The 3,122-nt window shown below is 72.3% G+C and carries 3 protein-coding genes and 5 tRNA genes; 5 read left to right on the top strand and 3 right to left on the bottom strand.

What is annotated here, in order from left to right; genetic code table 11:
- The 3 genes from B7767_RS33085 to B7767_RS33075 form a co-directional block, all read right to left on the bottom strand.
- The coding region (locus B7767_RS33085) for a GNAT family N-acetyltransferase (protein ID WP_143652753.1) at nucleotides 1–269 on the bottom strand (269 nt) is incomplete at its 3' end.
- 164 nt (nucleotides 270–433) lie between these two features.
- Nucleotides 434–1,255 (bottom strand): aminotransferase class IV, encoded by an 822-nt coding sequence (locus tag B7767_RS33080; protein ID WP_085575334.1) that lies wholly within the window; start codon nucleotides 1,253–1,255, stop codon nucleotides 434–436.
- Entirely contained in the window at nucleotides 1,252–2,304 is a 1,053-nt protein-coding gene (locus B7767_RS33075) for a chorismate-binding protein (protein ID WP_085575333.1), read from the bottom strand. The genes B7767_RS33080 and B7767_RS33075 overlap by 4 nt, the downstream gene beginning before the upstream one ends.
- A gap of 154 nt (nucleotides 2,305–2,458) precedes the next feature.
- On the opposite strand from B7767_RS33075, the gene B7767_RS33070 reads away from it, so the two are divergent.
- From B7767_RS33070 to B7767_RS33050, 5 genes are all read left to right on the top strand, one after another.
- Nucleotides 2,459–2,531, top strand: a tRNA-Gly gene (locus tag B7767_RS33070).
- 37 nt (nucleotides 2,532–2,568) lie between these two features.
- Nucleotides 2,569–2,642 (top strand) — tRNA-Cys (locus tag B7767_RS33065).
- Between the two features lies 1 nt (nucleotide 2,643).
- Nucleotides 2,644–2,715, top strand: a tRNA-Val gene (locus tag B7767_RS33060).
- Nucleotides 2,716–2,750: 35 nt separating this feature from the next.
- Nucleotides 2,751–2,822: transfer RNA gene (locus B7767_RS33055), tRNA-Val, on the top strand.
- A gap of 43 nt (nucleotides 2,823–2,865) precedes the next feature.
- A tRNA-Val gene (locus B7767_RS33050) sits at nucleotides 2,866–2,937 on the top strand.
- Nucleotides 2,938–3,122: the final 185 nt, after the last annotated feature.

Here is a 3,122-nt window from a genome sequence, read left to right as displayed (position 1 = left end):
GCGGGAACCGTCGCCTCGATACGGCGGCACCCCCAGCCGCGCGCCACCTCCTCCGCGGCGAGCGCGGCCACCGTGCCCCGGCCGCGCCGGCGGTCCGGCTCCTCGACGCGCAGGCTCGTGATCCGGGCGACGGCATCGCCGAAGACGGGATGCGTGCCGAGATGGACCGCCCCGACGGGACGGCTGTTCACGCACACCTGGTAGCGGCGCGAACGCGTGCCGTCGGGGTTCTGCTGAAGCGGCTCGACCGGCCGCAGGGTGGTGGTCATCGAGGAAGTTCTACCCGCCCGCCCGTCACCCGCCACCGCCCTTGTCCGAGGGCCCTGCGGGCCCGTCCCTTCCGTTCGCCCGTCACCCGCCACCGCCCTTGTCCGAGGGCCCTGCGGGCCCGTCCCTTCCGTTCGCTCCCCGGATCAGCCGGTCCTCGGTCCCGTCACGGATCGAGGTCGGCCCCGGAGCGCTCGTCGAAGATCCGCATGGCCTTGGCCGTCACCGGGCCGGGGGCGCCGGGCAGTTCGCGGTCGTCGACGCGGTGCACGGCCTGGACGTCGCGCAGGGTGGAGGTGAGGAAGACCTCCTCGGCCCGCCCCAGCACGTCCAGCGGCAGGTCGGTCTCCTTGGCACCGGTCCACTCGACGGCGAGGGCGCGGGTGATGCCGGCGAGGCAGCCGGAGGCGAGCGGCGGGGTGTGGAGCTCGCCGTCGAGGACGACGAAGACGTTCGACCCGGTGCCCTCGCAGAGCTGTCCGACGGTGTTGCCGAACAGCGCCTCGGACGCGCCCCGCTCGTGGGCTCGGGCGAGGGCGACGACGTTCTCGGCGTACGAGGTGGTCTTCAGGCCGGTGAGCGCGCCGCGTTCGTTGCGGGTCCAGGGGACGGTGACGACGGCGGTGGAGTCGGGGCGGCGGGTGGTCTCCCCGAGGGCGACCACGAGGGTCGGACCGTGCTCGCCGCGGTCGGAGCCGAGCGGGCCGTGGCCGCCGGTGTAGGTGAGGCGCAGCCGGCCGAGCGGCATCGGGTTGGCCTCCAGGACGGCGGCGCAGGCGTGGCGGACCTCGTCGAGGTCGGGGTCGGGCAGCCCGAGCCCGCGGGCCGACCGGGTCAGCCGGTCGAGGTGCCGGGTGAGCGCGAACGGACGGCCGTCCACGGCCTTCACCGTCTCGAAGACGCCGTCGCCCACGGTCAGTCCGTGGTCGAAGACGGAGACACGGGCGGACTCGGTGTCCTGCAGCCCGCCGTCGAGCCAGATCTTCACCTCTGGGTCCCTTCAGTCATCTCGTACGTCCCCGACGCTACCGCGAGCAGCCGGGAGGCCTTCAGTTCGGTCTCCCGCCACTCCCCCTCGGGGTCGGAGCCCCAGGTGATCCCGGCGCCGGTGCCGAACCGCAGGACGGCGTTGCCGCCCGCGGCCCGGTCGATCCAGAAGGTGCGGATGCCCACCGCGAGCACGCCGGTGCCGCGGTCGGCGTCGACCCAGCCGACACCGCCGCAGTACGGGCCGCGGGGCGCCGTCTCCAGCGCGTCGATGATCCGCAGCGCGCTGGACTTGGGCGCGCCGGTGACGGAGCCGGGCGGGAAGGCGGCACCGAGCAGCTCGGGCCATCCCGCGCCGTCCCGCAGCTCGCCCCGCACGGTCGACACGAGGTGGACGAGACCCGGGTGCTTCTCGACGGCGCACAGGTCGGGCACGGTCACCGTGCCCGTGCCGCAGACCTGTCCGATGTCGTTGCGGACCAGGTCGACGATCATCACGTTCTCGGCGTAGTCCTTCTCCAGCAGGTCGTCCTCGGTCCGCCCGGTCCCCTTGATCGGCCCGGACTCGACGGCCCGTCCCTTCCGCCGCAGGAACAGCTCGGGCGACGCGGTGGCGATCTCCACCCCGTGGCCGGGCAGACGAATCGTTCCGGCGTACGGGGCCGGGTTCCCCCGGGCGAGCAGGGCGGTGAGGGCGTCCACGTCGGCGCCGGACGGCACGGGCGCGGACAGGACGCGGCAGAGGTTCGCCTGGTAGACCTCGCCGGCGGCTATGTGGTCGCGGATACGGCGTACGGCCGTCGTGTACGCGCCCCGGTCGAGCGAGGACGTCCAGTCGCCGGCCGCCGGCCCCCGCCAGGCCCCCGGCACGGGGGCGGGGACCCGCTGTTCCCGGACCTCCCGGAAGCGGGCGCAGGTCAGGCGTCCCTCGAAGTCGGCGGCGACGGCCCAGAACCCCGTGGAATCCAGGGCCGCGGGGTCGTCGGTGACGTCGAGGAGGCCGGTGGCGACGCGGTCGCCGAAGCGGGCGAGAGGTGTCAGGTCCAGCACGTGACGAGTCTATGGCGGGCGCGGTTCCAGTGGCCCGGGTACGTCCGCGAGCGGGCGCAGCGCAGCACGCTGCACAAACGGGTTTTTGTACTGGCCCCGGAATCCGCTAGAGTTCAGTTCGTCGCCGGGACGCGCAAGCCGACCGAAACGACAGGCGGACGTAGCTCAGTTGGTAGAGCGCAACCTTGCCAAGGTTGAGGTCGCGAGTTCGAGCCTCGTCGTCCGCTCGAAGGAAGAGGGGGCTTCCCGGTCCCCTACACTCCTGGTGGAGTGGCCGAGAGGCGAGGCAACGGCCTGCAAAGCCGTCTACACGGGTTCAAATCCCGTCTCCACCTCCAAGGACGATTAGCTCAGCGGGAGAGCGCTTCCCTGACACGGAAGAGGTCACTGGTTCAATCCCAGTATCGTCCACTTGGATCTCCGGATCCTGGATCTCCGGATCCCCCGCGCGATTAGCTCAGCGGGAGAGCGCTTCCCTGACACGGAAGAGGTCACTGGTTCAATCCCAGTATCGCGCACGCAGTGCCCATGATTCGCTCCATGGAGTGATCGTGGTCCCGAGGACGATTAGCTCAGCGGGAGAGCGCTTCCCTGACACGGAAGAGGTCACTGGTTCAATCCCAGTATCGTCCACACCGCCCGAAGCCCCCGGTCCCGCGACCGGGGGCTTCGTCATGTCTCCGTCAGCTGGAGAAGAGCATGTGCCCGAAGCTCTTGTGGCGGTGGTGGCCGTGGTGGCCGCCGTGCGGGGCGCCCCAGGCGGGGGCCGGCGCGGCGGGGTAGGCCTGCGGGGCGGCGGGCGGGGCCGGCGGAGCGGG

The organism is Streptomyces sp. 13-12-16 (assembly GCF_002114215.1).
Classification (GTDB): domain Bacteria; phylum Actinomycetota; class Actinomycetes; order Streptomycetales; family Streptomycetaceae; genus Streptomyces.
The sequence above is the reverse complement of the archived record's forward strand: the minus strand, read 5'-3'. Positions and strand labels throughout refer to the sequence as shown.